This is a genomic window from Streptomyces sp. NBC_01788, assembly GCF_035917575.1.
GTDB lineage: Bacteria > Actinomycetota > Actinomycetes > Streptomycetales > Streptomycetaceae > Streptomyces.
The window spans coordinates 3,864,236-3,880,359 of the sequence record NZ_CP109090.1 but is presented as its reverse complement, the minus strand read 5'-3'; the positions used below and the strand labels follow the sequence as shown (position 1 = coordinate 3,880,359).

Below are 16,124 nucleotides of genomic sequence, written 5' to 3'. Positions count from 1 at the left end.
ATCGGTCCCTTCGTGCGGCACCTCTGCGGTCCATCTGGTCCGTCATGTCGTGCATGACGTGCGGAGATGTTCAAAGATGCCGACTGTCCGCCTGTTATCGGGAAAAGTATCGGCTGTTGCCAATTCATTTGTACAGTGCCGGGCATTGCAAGGGGAAGCCCGACTAAATCTGTCCGCGTGTCCCGGCGCAATACCGGATCAGGGGCCGAACCCGAACTTTCCCAGAACTTTTCACGACGACCGGCCGTCGGCGTGGGGCCGTGACGGCCGTCACGTAGTTTCCTACGAGTCTACTCGCGTAGAAATTTTGTGCGGGTAGTCTGAAGGAACCTGCTCAGCACCACACACCGGGAGTGCCAGTGGCACGCGTCGTAGTCGACGTCATGCTCAAGCCGGAGATCCTCGACCCCCAGGGCCAGGCGGTGCAGCGCGCACTGCCGCGGCTGGGTTTCGAAGGCATCTCCGACGTCCGTCAGGGAAAGCGATTCGAACTGGAAGTGGACGGGCCCGTCGACGAGGCCGCGCTCGCCCGCATTCACGATCTTGCCGAATCCTTCCTCGCCAACACCGTGATCGAGGACTTCACCGTCAAGGTCGAGTCCGATGACGTAGTCGCGGGGGCCACGAAGTGACCGCTCGTATTGGCGTCGTCACTTTCCCGGGCAGCCTGGACGACCGTGACACCCAGCGGGCGATCCGCCTCGCCGGTGCCGAACCGGTCGCCCTCTGGCACAAGGACAAGGACCTCAAGCAGGTCGACGCGGTCGTCCTGCCCGGTGGTTTCTCCTACGGCGACTACCTGCGGGCCGGAGCCATCTCGCGCTTCTCGCCGGTGATGGGGAGCGTCATCGAGCAGGCGCGGGCCGGACTGCCGGTGCTCGGCATCTGCAACGGCTTCCAGGTGCTCACCGAGGCCCATCTCCTCCCGGGCGCGATGCTCGGCAACGACCACCTGCACTTCATCTGCCGCGACCAGAAGCTGCGGGTGGAGAACGCGTCGACCGCCTGGACCAGCGACTACACCGCCGGCCAGGAGATCCACATCCCGCTGAAGAACATGGACGGGCGGTACGTCGCCGACGCGTACACGCTGGACAAGCTGGATGCCGAGGGCCGCGTCGCCTTCCGCTACCTCGACGTCAACCCGAACGGCTCGCTGCGGGACATCGCCGGTATCACCAACGAGGCCGGCAACGTCGTGGGTCTCATGCCGCACCCCGAGCACGCCACCGAGCCGCTGATCGGCACCGGCCGCACCGACGGTCTCCCGTTCTTCACCTCGATCCTCAAGAAGCTGGTCACCGCATGAGCAGGACGCCTCTGGACACGGTCGAGCACGCGGCCGCGACTCCCGACGTCGAGCTGCCCTGGGCCGAACTCGGCCTGAAGAAGGACGAGTACGAGCGGGTCGTGGAGATCCTCGGCCGCCGCCCGACCGGCGCCGAGCTCGCGATGTACTCCGTGATGTGGTCCGAGCACTGCTCGTACAAGTCCTCCAAGGTGCACCTGCGCCAGTTCGGCGAGAAGGCCCCCGAGAGCGACGCCCTGCTCGTCGGCATCGGCGAGAACGCCGGTGTGGTGGACGTCGGCCAGGGCTACGCGGTCACCTTCAAGGTCGAGTCGCACAACCACCCCTCCTACGTCGAGCCCTACCAGGGCGCGGCCACGGGCGTCGGCGGCATCGTGCGCGACATCATCGCGATGGGCGCGCGCCCGGTCGCCGTCGTCGACCCGCTGCGCTTCGGCGCCGCCGACCACCCCGACACCAAGCGGGTGCTCCCCGGCGTGGTGGCGGGCATCGGCGGCTACGGCAACTGCCTGGGCCTGCCCAACATCGGCGGCGAGGTCGTCTTCGACGCCTGCTACCAGGGCAACCCGCTGGTCAACGCGGGCTGTATCGGCGTGATGCGGCACGAGGACATCCACCTGGCCAAGGCCTCGGGCACGGGCAACAAGGTCATCCTGTACGGGGCCCGCACGGGCGGCGACGGCATCGGCGGCGCGTCGATCCTCGCCTCGGAGACCTTCGACGACGCGAAGCCCTCCAAGCGCCCGGCGGTCCAGGTCGGCGACCCCTTCCAGGAGAAGCTGCTCATCGAGTGCACCCTGGAGGCCTTCGCCGAGAAGCTGGTCGTCGGCATCCAGGACCTCGGCGCGGCCGGCCTGTCCTGCGCGACGAGCGAGCTGGCCTCCAACGGCTCCGGCGGCATGCGCGTCATCCTGGACGACGTCCCGCTGCGCGACTCCACGCTCTCGCCCGAGGAGATCCTCATGAGCGAGTCGCAGGAGCGCATGTGCGCGGTCGTCGAACCGGAGAAGGTCGACCGCTTCCTGGAGATCTGCGAGAAGTGGGACGTCATCGCCACCGTCATCGGTGAGGTGACCGACGGCGACCGGCTGGAGATCTACTGGCACGGCGGCAAGATCGTCGACGTCGACCCGCGCACGGTCGCCCACGAGGGCCCGGTCTACGAGCGCCCGTACGCGCGCCCGGAGTGGCAGGACGCCCTCCAGGCCGACGACGCGAACAAGCTGCCGCGTCCGCAGACGTCCGAGGAGCTGAAGGACCAGGTCCTGAAGCTGGTGGCGTCCCCGAACCAGGCGTCCAAGAAGTGGATCACCCAGCAGTACGACCACTTCGTGCAGGGCAACACCGTGCTGGCCATGCCCGAGGACTCCGGCATGATCCGGATCGACGAGGAGACCGGCCTCGGCGTCGCCCTCGCCACCGACGGCAACGGCCGCTACGCGAAGCTCGACCCGTACACGGGCGCGCAGCTCGCGCTGGCGGAGGCGTACCGCAACGTCGCCACCACGGGCGCGAAGCCGCTGGCGGTCTCCGACTGCCTGAACTTCGGCTCGCCCGAGGACCCGGCGGTCATGTGGCAGTTCGCGGAGGCCGTGCGCGGTCTGGCGGACGGCTGCAAGCAGCTGGGCACCCCGGTGACCGGCGGCAATGTCTCGCTCTACAACCAGACGGGCGAGGCCGCCATCCACCCGACCCCGGTGGTCGCCGTCCTCGGCGTGATCGACGACGTCGCCCGCCGCACCCCGGTCGCCTTCCAGGAGGAGGGCCAGCTCCTGTACCTCCTCGGCGACACCCGCGAGGAGTTCGGCGGCTCGGCCTGGTCGCAGGTGGTCCACGATCACCTCGGCGGCCTGCCCCCGAAGGTCGACCTGGAGCGTGAGCGCCTGCTGGCCGAGATCCTGATCTCCGCCTCCCGCGACGGCATGATCGACTCCGCGCACGACCTGTCCGACGGCGGCCTCGTCCAGGCGGTCGTGGAGTCCGCCCTGCTGGGCGGCAAGGGCGCGCGTCTGGTCGTACCCGACGGCCTGGACGCGTTCACCTTCCTCTTCTCGGAGTCGGCCGGCCGCGCCGTCGTGGCCGTGCCGCGCTCCGAGGAGGTCCGCTTCAACGACATGTGCGGCGCCCGGGCCCTGCCCGCCACCCGCATCGGCGTCATCGACGGCGACACGGTCGAGCTCCAGGGCGAGTTCGAACTCCCCCTCGCCACCCTGCGCGAGTCCCACGAGGGAACGATCCCGGCGCTGCTGGCGTAAGCCCCGTCGACGTACGCGGGCAGGCCCCGCCCGGTTCAGGGCGGGGCCTGCCCGCGCGTTCCCCACGGTCCCGGCCGCCGGTCATGGCCGGGACGGCCGTGTCGCCGTGAAGGCATAGGCTCGCCGGCATGAGCCCGGTCAAGAAGCGTGCCCGGTCCCGGACCTACGACCCCGACAGGACCCGTGGTGCCGTGCTGGCGCAGTTCGGGCATGTGCGGGATGCCGTGCGTGTGCTGACCGCCGAGCGGCTCGCGCTGCCCACGCGGCTCGGGGACTGGACCGTGCGGGATCTGGTCGCCCACGTCGGCATGGCGCTGTCGGCCGTCGGGCGGCTGCTCGAGGAACCCGAACCGGCCCGGCAGGACGGCGCCCTGCTCGACTGGCCGTCGGCCATCGGCGCCGACGCCCCCGCCATCGCCGCCCACGCCCGCCAACTCGCCGAGCGGAACCCGGACCTCGGCGCCTACCTCGACGCCACCGAGCGGGACTTCACGGCCGCTCTCGCCGCGCACCCCGGCACCCGGCTGCTCGGCACCAGCGCGGGCGCCCTGCCGCTGGCCGACTACGTCGTCACCCGCACCGTCGAGCTCGTCGTCCACACCGACGACCTGAACGCCGCCGTGCCGGGCCTGGACATCCCTTACGACCGCCAGGCGCTGGCCGCCGCCACCCGGCTGCTCGCCGACGCGCTCGCCGCCCGTGCGCCCGGCGGATCGACCGAGGTGCGTATCCCGCCGTACGCCGTCGTGCAGTGCGTGGAAGGCCCCCGGCACACCCGCGGCACCCCGCCCAACGTCGTCGAGACCGACCCGCTGACCTGGGTCAGGCTGGCCGCCGGCCGACTGGCGTGGCGGGACGCCGTGGCGGCCGCCCAGGTCAGCGCGAGCGGGGAGCGCGCCGATCTCGGCGGGCTGCTGCCGCTCCTGGCCTGAACCCGCTCCCCGCGGCATCCACGGCCCCAATGGTGTGCGACACCTCACTCATGTCCGCCAGGAAAAGTCCGCGGCGCCTTCCCGGCGGTACCCCACCCGGCGGACGGATGATCGACACAGCGTCCTGACCTGCTGAAACGCCGACGGCGCGTGCGAGGCGACGGGGAAAGTGGCCCCGGACCTGCGCGCATCCCCCAATTCGGACCAGTGGTCGACCTCGCCTACACTCGGAACCGTGCCACGTGGTGACGGACGACTCAACCACGACCTGCTCCCCGGAGAGAAGGGCCCCCAGGACGCGTGCGGCGTCTTCGGAGTCTGGGCCCCGGGTGAAGAGGTCGCGAAACTCACGTACTTCGGGCTGTACGCCCTCCAGCATCGGGGCCAGGAATCCGCGGGCATCGCGGTCAGCAACGGCTCCCAGATCCTCGTCTTCAAGGACATGGGACTGGTCTCCCAGGTCTTCGACGAGACCTCGCTCGGTTCCCTCCGGGGTCACATCGCGGTCGGACACGCCCGCTACTCGACCACCGGCGCCTCCGTGTGGGAGAACGCCCAGCCGACGTTCCGCGCCACCGCGCACGGATCGATCGCCCTCGGACACAACGGCAACCTGGTCAACACCGCCCGGCTCGCCGAGCTGGTCGCCGACCTGCCGAAGGACAACAACGGGCGCTCCACCCGCGTCGCGGCCACCAACGACACCGACCTGCTCACGGCCCTGCTGGCCGCCCAGGTCGACGCCGACGGGAAGCCGCTGACCATCGAGGAGGCGGCCCACGCCGTCCTCCCGCAGGTCAAGGGCGCCTTCAGCCTCGTCTTCATGGACGAGCACACCCTCTATGCCGCCCGTGACCCGCAGGGCATCCGCCCGCTGGTCCTGGGTCGCCTTGAGCGCGGCTGGGTCGTCGCCTCGGAGACCGCCGCGCTGGACATCACCGGCGCCAGCTTCGTCCGCGAGATCGAGCCCGGCGAGTTCGTCGCCATCGACGAGAACGGTCTGCGCACCTCGCGATTCGCGGAAGCGAAGCCCAAGGGCTGTGTCTTCGAGTACGTGTACCTGGCCCGCCCGGACACCGACATCGCAGGCCGGAACGTCTACCTCTCCCGGGTCGAGATGGGCCGCCGCCTGGCGAAGGAGGCCCCCGTCGAGGCCGACCTCGTCATAGCGACCCCGGAGTCCGGCACCCCCGCAGCCGTCGGCTACGCGGAGGCCTCCGGCATCCCCTTCGGCAGCGGCCTGGTGAAGAACGCCTACGTCGGCCGGACCTTCATCCAGCCCTCGCAGACCATCCGCCAGCTCGGTATCCGCCTGAAGCTGAACCCGCTGAAGGAAGTCATCAAGGGCAAGCGCCTGGTCGTCGTCGACGACTCGATCGTGCGCGGCAACACCCAGCGGGCCCTGGTGCGGATGCTCCGCGAGGCCGGCGCCGCCGAGGTGCACATCCGGATCTCCTCGCCGCCGGTGAAGTGGCCCTGCTTCTTCGGCATCGACTTCGCCACCCGGGCCGAACTCATCGCCAACGGCATGAGCGTCGACGAGATCGGCACCTCCCTGGGCGCCGACTCGCTGGCGTACATCTCCATCGACGCCATGATCGAGGCGACCACCATCGCCAAGCCGAACCTGTGCCGTGCCTGCTTCGACGGCGAGTACCCGATGGAACTGCCCGACCCCGAGCTGCTCGGCAAGCAGTTGCTGGAGTCCGAGCTGGCCGCCGGCCCGGCCGCCACGGCCGCGACCGACGCGATCCGCCGTCCGTAAGCACGCAAGACGACACAGAGGTTCCCAAGGTCATGTCTTCCGAGACCACTGGCGCCAGCTACGCGAGCGCCGGCGTCGACATCGAGGCGGGCGACCGCGCCGTAGAGCTCATGAAGGAGTGGGTGAAGAAGACCCGCCGCCCCGAGGTGCTCGGTGGCCTCGGCGGCTTCGCCGGCCTCTTCGACGCCTCCGCCCTCAAGCACTACGAGCGCCCGCTGCTCGCCTCCGCCACGGACGGAGTCGGCACCAAGGTCGACATCGCCCGCCGGCTCGGCGTGTACGACACCATCGGCCACGACCTGGTCGCCATGGTCATGGACGACATCGTGGTGTGCGGTGCCGAGCCGCTGTTCATGACCGACTACATCTGCGTCGGCAAGGTCCACCCCGAGCGGGTCGCCGCCATCGTCAAGGGCATCGCCGAGGGCTGCGTCCTGGCCGGCTGCGCGCTGATCGGCGGCGAGACCGCCGAGCACCCGGGGCTGCTCGGTGAGGACGACTTCGACGTCGCCGGCGCGGGCACGGGCGTCGTGGAGGCGGACCGGCTACTCGGCCCGGATCGCATCCGCAAGGGTGACGCGGTGATCGCCATGGCGTCCTCCGGGCTTCACTCCAACGGGTACTCCCTGGTCAGGCATGTGCTGCTGGACCGGGGCGGACTGCCGCTGGAGGCGCATGTCGAAGACCTCGGCCGCACCCTCGGCGAGGAGCTGCTGGAGCCGACCAGGATCTACTCGCTGGACTGCCTGGCCCTGATCCGCACCACCGAGGTGCACGCCTTCAGCCACGTCACCGGCGGCGGACTCGCCGCCAACCTGGCCCGGGTGATCCCGGACGGTCTGCACGCCGTGGTCGACCGCGCCACCTGGACCCCGGCCCCCGTCTTCGACCTGGTCGCCAGGACCGGCGACGTCGAGCGGCTGGAGCTGGAGAAGACCCTCAACATGGGCGTGGGCATGATCGCGATCGTGCCCGAGGAGTCGGTCGACGTGGCCCTCGCCACCCTGGCCGACCGAGGTCTCGACGCGTGGGTGGCCGGCGAGATCACCGACCGCGGCGCGCACACCACGGGCGCGGCCCTGGTGGGGGACCACGAGTGAGTTCCCGTGACCGGCACGCTCCGGCCGCCGATGCCCGGTGGGCGTCGGCGGCCGTCAGCGGGCGCACGAAACCCGGTCCGGTGCGTGAGCCCCGGACCGGGTGAGGTGCGATGCCTACGGCACGCCGGATACGGCTGAGCCGCCGCGGGCGCTATGCGCCGCGGCGGTGCTGCCGCGAGGAGTTGTCGTCCTCGTCCTCGCCGTCGTCCTCGTACAACTCGGCGTACCGTGAGTACACGTCGTCGTCCTGCTCATCGTCCTCGAAGCGGTCGCCGTTCGGCGACTGATTCGACGTCGATGCGCCCAGCTCCTCGGCCAGGCGTGAGAGATCCGTCCCACCGCTGTTGTACTTCAGCTGGCGGGCGACCTTCGTCTGCTTGGCCTTGGCCCGGCCGCGCCCCATGGCTCGACCCCCTCAACGACGGGGCTCGATGGCCCCAGAGTCTGACACGCGTTCATGATCCGGAACGGGCTCTCCGTGGAGAGACCGGTCCGTAGGGCTTCCACGGTACCTGAGCCCGCGCCCATACGGTACGTCGCCCACCGGACGCGCGTGTGCACAGGACCGTCGAGGAAGCCTGTCCTTGCTGGTCAGTGGCGATTTTAACCACTTATCCGCGGACGACCCGCCGGTGGAAGTGAGAGTTCTCTCCAACCGTCCACCGGCAGGTACCGCACGGACGTGCGACGTCCGCCGTGCCGTCAGCGGGCGATCCGGGCTTCCCTGGCTTCCGACATCCGCTGCTCGGCGATCCGGTCGGCCGCGGCGGCCGGCGGAATCCCGTCTTCCTTCGCACGTGCGAATATGGTGAGCGTGGTGTCGAAGATCTCCGACGCCTTCGCCTTGCACCGGTCGAAGTCGAAGCCGTTCAGCTCGTCGGCGACCTGGATGACACCGCCGGCGTTCACCACGTAGTCCGGCGTGTAGAGGATCGAGCGGTCGGCCAGATCCTTCTCGACGCCCGGGTGGGCGAGCTGGTTGTTCGCCGCGCCGCACACCACCTTGGCGGTCAGCACCGGCACGGTGTCGTCGTTCAGGGCGCCGCCGAGAGCGCAGGGGGCATAGATGTCCAGCCCCTCGGTCCGGATCAGTGCGTCGGTGTCGGCGGCCACCGCCACGGCGGGGTACTGGTCGGTGACGCGCCGTACGGCGTCCTGCCGCACGTCCGTGATCACGACCTGGGCACCCTCCTTGACCAGGTGCTCCACGAGGTAGTACCCGACCTTGCCGACGCCCGCGACGCCGACCTTGCGGTCGCGTAGCGACGGGTCGCCCCACAGGTGCTGGGCGGAGGCCCGCATGCCCTGGTAGACGCCGAAGGCGGTCAGCACCGAGGAGTCGCCCGCGCCACCGTTCTCGGGCGAGCGGCCGGTGGTCCAGCGGCACTCGCGCGCCACCACGTCCATGTCGGCCACGTACGTGCCGACGTCGCACGCGGTGACGTAGCGCCCGCCGAGCGAGGCGACGAACCGCCCGTAGGCGAGCAGAAGTTCCTCGGTCTTGATCTTCTCCGGGTCACCGATGATCACGGCCTTGCCGCCGCCGAGGGCGAGGCCGGCCATGGCGTTCTTGTACGACATGCCGCGCGCGAGGTTCAGCGCGTCGGCGACGGCCTGCTCCTCGTTCGCGTACGGGTAGAAGCGCGTACCGCCGAGCGCGGGGCCCAGGGCGGTGGAGTGGATGGCGATGACGGCCTTGAGGCCGCTGGCGCGGTCCTGACAGAGCACGACCTGCTCATGGCCCCCCTGCTCCGAGTGGAACAGGGTGTGCAGGACGCCGTTGGTCACGTCGGTCACGGTGGTGACTCCCGGGTAAGTAGCGGCGAGCGGGGACTGACCCTCCGAGAACCTCCGCACGTTGTGGTGGCGGGGGCGGCGGGAGGGGTGGTGGGCGGCGGCCGGTGGGCCGCTCAGCAGGAGATTAGACCCTGACTCCGCCATCCATGACCCTCGTGGTCCCGATCACCCTCCCCCGGCGTACGCCGCCACCCGGGCGTGGGACGATTTGCTGTGGTTTTCCGTCCACCCGGGTGCGGGCCGGGCGGGTTTCGGGTCCGGTCCGGTGGGGAGGGAGCAGGCGTGCCCAAGGTGTCCTCCGTGGTCGTTCCGTACGCGACCTACTTGCGCGTGTACGAGCCGCTGGCCGCCTTCCCGGAGCCGGAGCGCAGCCACTGGGCGCGCTATGCCCGGCGCCCCGACCGCCCCTCCTGCCAGGACGAACTGCGCCGCTCGCTGGCCGACCTGCTGCCCACCCCGCCGGTGCCGGTCCCGGTGCACGAGAGTCCGGACGCGTTCGTGCTCGACGTCGAAGGGGTGGTCTGCGTCTGCCCCTGGCGCACCCGGCTGCGCAGCTGGCAGGCCCTGGGCGGCCTCGCCGAGGAGTTCCCGGCCGCCGTGCTGGACGCGGTGCTGCCGCCGCTCGTGCGCCACCAGGCCACCCAGGACTACGAGCGCTGGCTGGCCGACAACCCCGACGCCCGCCCCTGGATCCGCACCGCGACCTGGCAGGTGCCGCTGAGCTGGTTCGTGCTGGTCTCCGACGAGGAACGCGAGTACGTCAAGGGCTCCGGGGACTCCGGGAGCCCCGCCGGCTTCGGGGGCGACGTGCCGGTGCTGCGCTACCGGACGCCGATGGTGCAGGCGCGGCGGCGGGTGGCACGCGGCCTGCGGGCCCTCAAGGACGCCGTCGAAGAGGGGCCGATGATCGACGGCCTGGTGGACGTCGGACGCTGGCTGGAGGAGTTCCACCCGCGCTCGCTGGTGGAGCTCGACTACGGCGGCCTGGTGCACGCGCTGCCGGCCGGTGAACTGGAGGGCGACCACTCGGCGGCCGACGTGGCCGAGGGGGTCGAGGCGCTGCGGCAGGGCGACGGGGCGGCCGCGGGGGAGGCGTACGGGCGGCTGGTGGAGCGCTGGCGGGCGGTGCGCGACCGGCGGTCCGCGAACTGACGGCCTGCCAGGAGCGGCGCCCGAGGTGACGCAGATCACGGCCTAATGGGGCCGCGAACAGCGTACCGTCAAGGGCGTTTCCGGGAGCTGACGGGACGTAGGTTCTGATCCGGGCGTTTACGTCAAGGGTGACGGACGGCACTTACCCGACTCTTGCGCCGCTTGCCACTCCTCATGCCAAAATAGGACAAGGAGTCCGGGGAGGGCTCCTTCCGTCCAGCTGTGCTCCACTGTGGGCGGAATCTCCGCATTGCACTCTTTGGGGGGTCTGGTGCCTCCTGATCGCGCTGTGACTGATCGTCACAGTGGCGTGACTGTCCGCTATGGCATGGTCCATCGGCTTCCGTCGCTGATGAACACCTGGGAGGGCAATTCCATCGGTTTGGCCGACGCGGCTGGACAGATGGTGTAGTTGTAGTGCCGAGGACAAGCCGTTCGTCCTATAACCGACTCGACTCGCGTCCGCCATTTCGGGCAACGCGGGTCAAGGTGCAGAATTTAGAGGAAAGAACCGAGAAGGTTCGGTTCTCCCGAGGAGGCCGCTCATGACCGCTCGCACCCCTGATGCCGAGCCGCTGCTGACCCCGGCTGAGGTCGCCACCATGTTCCGCGTCGACCCGAAGACGGTCACGCGCTGGGCGAAGGCCGGCAAGCTCACGTCGATCCGCACGCTCGGCGGGCACCGCCGCTACCGCGAGGCCGAGGTCCGCGCACTGCTCGCGGGCATTCCGCAGCAGCGCAGCGAGGCCTGAACAACCGAATAACCGGACGAACCGGGTGGTCCCCCAACTGGTCGAGACGTCCGGAACCGCAGCTCCAAGCGACGCGGGTCCTGCCCCAACAGGCCCCACGCCCAAGCCATCAGAGCTCCGCAGGCAAGTGAACAAGGGTGCGTCGTCGATCGCGCTGGACTCCGCCGGGTCCAGCGCGATCTTTTTTGTGTGCCTTCCGGGCCCACGGGGTGGCTCTGTGAGCGGGCTTGTCGGAGTCTGGGGAGGCTCGGCGGATCATCTGTGGAGCAACGCGCAGGGCAGTGCAATTGCACATATTAAATTGACCCTGTGTAGGGCGGGAGTAAATACCGCACTTTCAGAAACTCATTCGGTGACACCCGTCACACGCCGAGGCGCTTGTTGCCGACCGGGTCTCTGCGCTAATGGAAGATCCGGTTCCATCGCCGCATGCCCGCAAGGGAGTTGGGGATCCGGCGCGCGTCACGGACCGGCTCACGCCGTCGGGGCGCTGTCGTCCTCCACGGCCTCGCCAGTCGCGCTGGAAGCCGTCCGTGGAGCGCCGGCCATCTCCAGGCGCAGCAGTTGGTGACAGACGGCGCAGCGGCGGGTGAGATGGCGGTACGACGAGGCCGCCGCGAGATGTGCGCGGAGCAGCGCCCGCGTCTCGTGCCTGGCCGATGCCGCCATACGCCACCTCCAGTGGACCGCGGGGGAGCGGGGCCTGTTCCCTGGGTACCGAGGGAATGTGACGCCGTCAAGACACGGCGGCGGGCCACAGGGCGCCCCAGCGCCCCTGTGATGCTCCGGAAGCGGCTTCGTGGACGGGGCGCGTGAGCGCACGAGAAGAGGGCCCGTACCCCCTCGGGGGTACGGGCCCTCTTGACAGAAGCGGTCCTGACGGGATTTGAACCCGCGGCCTCCACCTTGACAGGGTGGCGAGCACTCCAAACTGCTCCACAGGACCAGGTTTCGCGGCGCCATTCGTGCGTTGCGCTGCGAAAAGAGACTGTACAGGAGCGGGGGCCCGGGGTCGAACTCACTCATTGTGCACGGTTCGTCACGGGGCGGCCGCGTCGATCGCCTTCACGATCCGCTTGTCGGAGACCGGGTACGCCGTGCCCAGCGCGTGCGCGAAGTAGCTCACCCGGAGCTCCTCGATCATCCAGCGGATGTCCAGGACCGAGGACGGCACCGGCCGGCCCTGCGGCATCTGCTCCAGCAGCCACGCGTACTCGTCCCGCATCTCATGGACCTTCTCCATGCGCGTGGTGTCCCGCTGGACGTTCGTCGGCATCTGCTGGAGGCGGCGGTCGGCGGCCACCAGATAGCGCATCAGGTCCGGCAGACGCCGTACCCCGGACGCCGTCACGAAACCGGGCTTCACCAGGCCGTCCAGCTGAGCCCGCAGGTCCGCCAGGTTCGGCAGCAGCACGGGGCTGCGTACGGCCTTCAGACGGCGCTCACAGGCCTGCCAGGCGGCCAGCACCTGCTGCACCTGGCCCACCGTCCGCACGGTCGTGTCCACGATCTCGGCACGCACCTTGTCGTACAGCTTCCGGTACGACTCCTCGTCCCAGACCGGCCCGTCGAAGTCCGCGATCAGCCGGTCCGCCGCCGCCGTCGCACAGTCGTCGAACAGCGCCTGGATCGAGCCGTGCGGGTTCGCCGAGAGAGCGAGCTTCTGCTGGTTGCTCAGCTTTTCGGACGCGAACTTCGCCGGGTTGACCGGGATGTTGCGCAGGATCAGCCGCCGCGTGCCCCGCCACATCGCCTCGGCCTGCTCGGCCTCGGTGTCGAAGAGCCGCACGGACACGGTGTCGCCGTCGTCGACGAGCGCCGGGTAGGCCTTCACCGGCTGGCCGGCCCGGCGCGTCTCGAAGACCGGGGCCAGGGTGCCGATGGTCCAGTCGGTCAGGCCCTCGCGCTCAAGGGACTCCCCGCCCTGCCGCTCCGCGGTCGCCGCCGCGGCCTGGGACAGGGCCTCGCGCGCCCTGGGCTTCAGCTTCAGTTGCAGCGCCTGGAGGTCCTTGTCCTCGGCCAGCTTGCGGCGCCGCTCGTCGACGATCCGGAACGTGACCTTCAGATGGTCGGGGACCCGGGACCAGTCGAAGTCCTCGGCCTCGAAGGGCACACCGACCATGCGCTTCAGCTCACGCGCCATCGTGGTCGTCAGCGGCTCCTGCAACGGCACCGCCGACTCCAGGAACGCCTTCGCGTAGTTCGGCGCCGGCACGTAGTTGCGGCGGATCGGCTTGGGCAGCGAGCGGATCAGCTCGGTGACGACCTCCTCGCGCAGCCCCGGGATCTGCCAGTCGAAGCCCTCGTCCGTCACCTGGTTCAGCACCTGCAACGGGATGTGGACGGTCACGCCGTCCGCGTCCGCGCCCGGTTCGAACTGGTACGTCACCCGGAACTTGAGGTTCCCCTGCCGCCAGGAGTCCGGATAGTCGGCCTTGGTGACCGCCTCCGCCGACTCCCGGATGAGCATCTCCCGCTCGAAGTCCAGGAAGTCCGGCTGCTCGTGCCGCTTGCTCTTCCACCAGGAGTCGAAGTGCGCACCGGACACCACGTGTTCGGGGACCCGCTGGTCGTAGAAGTCGAACAGCGTCTCGTCGTCCACGACGATGTCCCGGCGCCGGGCCCGGTGCTCCAGCTCCTCCACCTCGCTGAGGAGCTTGCGGTTGTCGGCGAAGAACTTGTGGTGCGTACGCCAGTCGCCCTCGACGAGCGCGTTGCGGATGAACAGCTCCCGGCTGAGCTCCGCGTCGATCCGCCCGTAGTTCACCTTCCGCTGGGCGACGATCGGAACGCCGTACAGCGTCACCTTCTCGTACGCCACCACCGCCGCCTGGTCCTTCTCCCAGTGCGGTTCGCTGTACGTCCGCTTCAGCAGATGCCCGGCGAGCGGCTCGACCCACTCCGGCTCGATCCTCGCGTTGACGCGGGCCCACAGCCGGGACGTCTCCACGAGTTCGGCGGACATCACGAAGCGCGGCGGCTTCTTGAACAGCGCCGAGCCCGGGAAGATCGCGAACTTGGCGCTGCGGGCGCCCAGGTACTCGTTCCGGCCGCCGTCCTTGCGCGCGCCCGGCCCGGAGTCCTTGGACTCCTTCACGTCCTTCATGCCGATGTGCGACAGCAGACCGGCCAGCAGCGAGACGTGGATCCGGTCGGCGGGCGCGTCCTGGTCGTTGAGCTCGATCCCCATCTGCTTGGCGACCGTGCGCAACTGGCTGTAGATGTCCTGCCATTCGCGAATACGCAGGAAGTTCAGGAACTCCTGCTTGCACATGCGCCGGAACGACGAGGAGCCCCGCTCCCGCTGCTGCTCGCGGAGGTAGCGCCACAGGTTGAGGTAGGCGACGAAGTCGCTGGTCTCGTCCCGGAAGCGGGCGTGCTGCTGATCGGCCTGGGTCTGCTTCTCGGCGGGACGCTCACGCGGGTCCTGGATGGACAGCGCGGCCGCGATCACCATGACCTCGCGGACACAGCCGTTGCGGTCCGCCTCCAGCACCATCCGGGCCAGGCGCGGGTCGACCGGCAGCTGGGCGAGCTTGCGGCCGGTCTCCGTGAGCCGCTTGCGGGGGTCCTTCTGCGCCGGGTCCAGCGCGCCCAGCTCCTGGAGCAGCTGCACGCCGTCACGGATGTTGCGGTGGTCCGGCGGGTCGATGAACGGGAACTTCTCGATGTCGCCGAGGCCGGCCGCGGTCATCTGGAGGATGACCGAGGCGAGGTTGGTCCGCAGGATCTCCGCGTCCGTGAACTCCGGGCGGGTGAGGAAGTCGTCCTCGCTGTAGAGCCGGATGCAGATGCCGTCGGACGTACGCCCGCAGCGGCCCTTGCGCTGGTTGGCGCTGGCCTGCGAGACCGGCTCGATCGGCAGCCGCTGCACCTTGGTGCGGTGGCTGTACCGGGAGATCCGGGCGAAGCCGGGGTCGATCACGTACTTGATGCCGGGAACGGTCAGCGAGGTCTCGGCGACGTTGGTCGCCAGGACGATCCTGCGGCCGGAGTGCGGCTGGAAGACCCGGTGCTGCTCGGCGTGCGACAGCCGCGCGTACAGCGGCAGCACCTCCGTGAACCGGTAGCTCCTCTTGTTGAGCGCGTCGGCCGTGTCGCGGATCTCGCGCTCCCCGGAGAGGAAGACGAGGACGTCCCCCTGCCCCTCGGCCATCAGCTCCTCGACCGCGTCCGTGATCGCTGTGATCTGATCCCGGTCGGCGTCGTCGGAGTCGTCCTCCAGCAGTGGCCGGTAGCGCACCTCCACCGGATACGTCCGCCCGCTGACCTCGATGATCGGGGCGTCCCCGAAGTGCCGTGAGAAGCGCTGGGGATCGATGGTGGCCGAGGTGATGACGACCTTGAGGTCCGGCCGCCGCGGCAGCAGCTGCGCGAGATAGCCCAGCAGGAAGTCGATGTTGAGGGACCGCTCGTGGGCCTCGTCGATGATGATCGTGTCGTAGGCCCGCAGCTCGCGGTCGGTCTGGATCTCCGCGAGCAGGATGCCGTCCGTCATCAGCTTGACGAACGTGGCACCGGGATCCACCTGGTCGGTGAACCGCACCTTCCAGCCGACGGCCTCACCGAGCGGGGTGTCCAGCTCCTCCGCCACACGCTCGGCGACGGTACGGGCGGCGATCCGGCGGGGCTGGGTGTGCCCGATCATGCCGCGTACGCCCCGGCCGAGCTCCATGCAGATCTTCGGGATCTGCGTGGTCTTCCCGGACCCCGTCTCACCGGCGACGATGACGACCTGGTGAGCACGGATCGCGTCGGCGATCGCGCCCTTCTTCTGGCTGACCGGCAACTGCTCGGGATAGCTGATCGCCGGCACCCGGGAACGCCGGGCGGTCATGCGCTCCTCGGCCTTCCCGACGTCGCCCTCGATCTCGGCGAGAACGGCGGCACGCGCCTCCGGCTTGCGAATCTTGCGCGCACCTTCGAGCCTGCGGCCGAGCCGGTGCGCGTCGCGCAGCGACAACTCGTTCAGCCGGGAGGCGAGGGCGCCGAGGGCGGGGGCGGGATGCGTAGACATACGCGACCCAGGATCTCATCCCCGGGATTTTCCTGGCGAACGCTT

General features: G+C 69.7%; 12 protein-coding genes and 1 tRNA gene. 8 read left to right on the top strand and 5 right to left on the bottom strand.

Going from position 1 to position 16,124, the window contains the following annotated elements; translation table 11 throughout:
* Positions 1–359 precede the first annotated feature (359 nt).
* From purS to purM, 6 genes are all read left to right on the top strand, one after another.
* Positions 360–632, top strand: a complete 273-nt coding sequence (purS, locus tag OIE49_RS17585; protein WP_100570385.1) for a phosphoribosylformylglycinamidine synthase subunit PurS — start codon at positions 360–362, stop codon at positions 630–632.
* On the top strand, positions 629–1,309 hold the full coding sequence (purQ, locus tag OIE49_RS17580; protein ID WP_326803154.1) for a phosphoribosylformylglycinamidine synthase subunit PurQ: 681 nt from the start codon (positions 629–631) through the stop codon (positions 1,307–1,309). Before purS ends, purQ begins: the two co-directional genes overlap by 4 nt.
* On the top strand, positions 1,306–3,564 hold the full coding sequence (gene purL, locus OIE49_RS17575; RefSeq protein ID WP_326803153.1) for a phosphoribosylformylglycinamidine synthase subunit PurL: 2,259 nt from the start codon (positions 1,306–1,308) through the stop codon (positions 3,562–3,564). Before purQ ends, purL begins: the two co-directional genes overlap by 4 nt.
* Before the next feature lie 128 nt (positions 3,565–3,692).
* Complete coding sequence (locus tag OIE49_RS17570) at positions 3,693–4,496, top strand: sterol carrier family protein (protein ID WP_326803152.1); 804 nt, start codon at positions 3,693–3,695, stop codon at positions 4,494–4,496.
* A 235-nt stretch (positions 4,497–4,731) separates the two neighbouring features.
* Positions 4,732–6,261 (top strand): amidophosphoribosyltransferase, encoded by a 1,530-nt coding sequence (gene purF / locus OIE49_RS17565; RefSeq protein ID WP_326803151.1) that lies wholly within the window; start codon positions 4,732–4,734, stop codon positions 6,259–6,261.
* 32 nt (positions 6,262–6,293) lie between these two features.
* The gene (purM, locus tag OIE49_RS17560) at positions 6,294–7,361 is read left to right on the top strand and encodes a phosphoribosylformylglycinamidine cyclo-ligase (protein WP_100570380.1); all 1,068 of its coding nucleotides are present in this window, start codon (positions 6,294–6,296) and stop codon (positions 7,359–7,361) included.
* Between the two features lie 151 nt (positions 7,362–7,512).
* Here the strand turns inward: purM and OIE49_RS17555 are convergent, their stop codons facing one another.
* Positions 7,513–7,764 (bottom strand): DUF3073 domain-containing protein, encoded by a 252-nt coding sequence (locus OIE49_RS17555; protein ID WP_100570379.1) that lies wholly within the window; start codon positions 7,762–7,764, stop codon positions 7,513–7,515.
* Between the two features lie 299 nt (positions 7,765–8,063).
* A complete protein-coding gene (locus OIE49_RS17550) occupies positions 8,064–9,158 on the bottom strand; it encodes a Leu/Phe/Val dehydrogenase (protein WP_326803150.1) in 1,095 nt (364 codons plus the stop codon).
* Between the two features lie 282 nt (positions 9,159–9,440).
* On the opposite strand from OIE49_RS17550, the gene OIE49_RS17545 reads away from it, so the two are divergent.
* Both OIE49_RS17545 and bldC read left to right on the top strand, forming a co-directional pair.
* Positions 9,441–10,310, top strand: a complete 870-nt coding sequence (locus OIE49_RS17545) for a hypothetical protein (protein ID WP_326803149.1) — start codon at positions 9,441–9,443, stop codon at positions 10,308–10,310.
* 545 nt (positions 10,311–10,855) lie between these two features.
* Complete coding sequence (bldC, locus tag OIE49_RS17540; protein ID WP_003949541.1) at positions 10,856–11,062, top strand: developmental transcriptional regulator BldC; 207 nt, start codon at positions 10,856–10,858, stop codon at positions 11,060–11,062.
* A gap of 474 nt (positions 11,063–11,536) precedes the next feature.
* Here bldC and OIE49_RS17535 read toward each other — a convergent pair whose 3' ends face one another.
* From OIE49_RS17535 to hrpA, 3 genes are all read right to left on the bottom strand, one after another.
* Positions 11,537–11,731, bottom strand: a complete 195-nt coding sequence (locus OIE49_RS17535) for a DUF6274 family protein (RefSeq protein WP_100570376.1) — start codon at positions 11,729–11,731, stop codon at positions 11,537–11,539.
* A gap of 202 nt (positions 11,732–11,933) precedes the next feature.
* A tRNA-Asp gene (locus tag OIE49_RS17530) sits at positions 11,934–12,008 on the bottom strand.
* A gap of 93 nt (positions 12,009–12,101) precedes the next feature.
* Positions 12,102–16,079 carry an ATP-dependent RNA helicase HrpA gene (gene hrpA, locus OIE49_RS17525; RefSeq protein WP_326803148.1) on the bottom strand — a complete coding sequence of 1,326 codons (3,978 nt, stop codon included), beginning with the start codon at positions 16,077–16,079 and terminating at the stop codon, positions 12,102–12,104.
* Between the last annotated feature and the right edge of the window lie 45 nt (positions 16,080–16,124).